A 2,500-nucleotide genomic window follows, 5' to 3' on the forward strand; every position below is an offset into this window, starting at 1 on the left:
TTGGTTGCGGGGGCAGGATTTGAACCTGCGACCTTCAGGTTATGAGCCTGACGAGCTACCGGGCTGCTCTACCCCGCGCCATTTGCGCTGATCGGGAGATAGCGCTGGTTCATCGTTTCGAGAGACGATCGCTTCTTTTCAGGTCTGGCGGTGACCTACTCTCCCACGTCTTGAGACGCAGTACCATTGGCGCGACGGCACTTAACGGCCGAGTTCGGGATGGGATCGGGTGTTTTGCTCGTGCTAAAGCCACCAGACCAGAAAAGAAGCGATATCGGCGTTACCCCGTAGGGTTTCAGTTGTCCAAGGATGCTTTTGGAAGAAGGTCTGTCTTCTTCCGGATCAAATCAAGCCAATCGAGCCATTAGTACCGGTCAACTGAATGCATTACTGCACTTACATCTCCGGCCTATCGACGTGGTGGTCTTCCACGGCTCTCAAGGGATACCTTGTTTTGAGGGGGGCTTCACGCTTAGATGCCTTCAGCGTTTATCCTGTCCGTTCATAGCTACCCAGCACTGCCGTTGGCACGACAACTGGTCCACCAGTGGAACGTTCACCCCGGTCCTCTCGTACTAGGGGCAACTCCTCTCAAGTATCCTACACCCACGGCAGATAGGGACCGAACTGTCTCACGACGTTCTAAACCCAGCTCACGTACCTCTTTAAATGGCGAACAGCCATACCCTTGGGACCTGCTCCAGCCCCAGGATGAGATGAGCCGACATCGAGGTGCCAAACGATGCCGTCGATATGGACTCTTGGGCATCATCAGCCTGTTATCCCCAGCGTACCTTTTATCCGTTGAGCGATGGCCCTTCCACTCGGGACCACCGGATCACTATGGCCGACTTTCGTCTCTGCTCGACTTGTCAGTCTTGCAGTCAGGCTGGCTTCTGCCATTGCACTCAACGAGCGATTTCCGACCGCTCTGAGCCAACCTTCGCGCGCCTCCGTTACTCTTTGGGAGGCGACCGCCCCAGTCAAACTACCCACCACGCAGGGTCCCGGACCCGGATAACGGGCCGCGGTTAGACATCAAGAGTGCGAAGGGTGGTATCTCAAGGATGGCTCCACAGCAACTGGCGTCACTGCTTCAATGCCTACCACCTATCCTGCACATCACAATCCTGATGCCAGTGCGAAGCTATAGTAAAGGTGCATGGGGTCTTTCCGTCTAACCGCGGGAAGTCTGCATCTTCACAGACAATTCAATTTCGCTGAGTCCACATTTGAGACAGCGGGGAAGTCGTTACGCCATTCGTGCAGGTCGGAACTTACCCGACAAGGAATTTCGCTACCTTAGGACCGTTATAGTTACGGCCGCCGTTTACCGGGGCTTCAATTCAATGCTTGCACATCTCCTTTTAACCTTCCGGCACCGGGCAGGCGTCAGACCCTATACGTCGCCTTACGGCTTCGCAGAGCCCTGTGTTTTTAGTAAACAGTCGCCACCCCCTGGTTTGTGCCCCCCGCCCATACTTGCGTACAAACGGGGCCTCCTTCTCGCGAACTTACGGAGGTATTTTGCCGAGTTCCTTAAATGTGGTTCTCTCAAGCGCCTTGGTATTCTCTACCAGTCCACCTGTGTCGGTTTAGGGTACGGTCTCATGGAGGGCTATTTCCAGGAACCACTCAGCAGCCCGATCAATCCGTTAAGACCGAACTACCTCTGCGATCCGTCACCATCTCCTGGCCCAGGAATATTAACCTGGTTCCCATCGACTACGCCTTTCGGCCTCGCCTTAGGGGCCGGCTTACCCTGCTCAGATTAGCTTTAAGCAGGAACCCTTGGACTTTCGGCGACAGGGTCTCTCACCCTGTTTGTCGCTACTCATGTCAACATTCTCACTTCTGATCACTCCACCGGATGCCTTACAGCCCGGCTTCACAGTCAGAACATTGCCTCCAATGTATCCGAGGATACTAAGGAGGCAGCGTTCTATATCACAGAACGCTCCGCTACCACGTGCATAAATGCACATCCAAAGCTTCGGCTCGTGGCTTGAGCCCCGTTACATCTTCGCCGCAAGACCTCTTAATTAGACCAGTGAGCTGTTACGCTATCTTTAAAGGATGGCTGCTTCTAAGCCAACCTCCTGGTTGTTTTGGAAGTCTCACATGCTTTCCCACTTAGCCACGAATTGGGGGCCTTAGCTGTTGGTCAGGGTTGTTTCCCTCTCCACGACGGACGTTAGCACCCGCCGTGTGTCTCCCGGATAGTCCTTCTTGGTATTCGGAGTTTGCTTAGACTCAGTAAGGCTGTGGGCCCCCATCATCCATGCAGTGCTCTACCCCCAAGAGGATACGTCCGAGGCGCTACCTAAATAGCTTTCGCGGAGAACCAGCTATCTCCGAGTTTGATTGGCCTTTCACCCCTAGGCACAAGTCATCCCGACCTTTTTCAACAGGTGTGGGTTCGGACCTCCAGTTGGTGTTACCCAACCTTCATCCTGCTCATGCCTAGATCACTCGGTTTCGGGTCTGATCCATCTAACTA

General features: G+C 54.2%; 1 tRNA gene and 2 rRNA genes (1 of these 3 cut by a window edge). All 3 read right to left on the bottom strand.

Annotated features, from left to right (window positions below):
* Position 1 precedes the first annotated feature (1 nt).
* Positions 2-78 (bottom strand) — tRNA-Met (locus tag IB235_RS24265).
* Positions 79-142: 64 nt separating this feature from the next.
* A 5S ribosomal RNA gene (gene rrf / locus IB235_RS24270) occupies positions 143-257 on the bottom strand.
* A gap of 86 nt (positions 258-343) precedes the next feature.
* A 23S ribosomal RNA gene (locus tag IB235_RS24275) occupies positions 344-2,500 on the bottom strand (it continues 676 nt past the right edge of the window).

The sequence above is a fragment of the Paracoccus sp. PAR01 genome (genome assembly GCF_014851995.1).
GTDB lineage: Bacteria > Pseudomonadota > Alphaproteobacteria > Rhodobacterales > Rhodobacteraceae > Paracoccus > Paracoccus litorisediminis.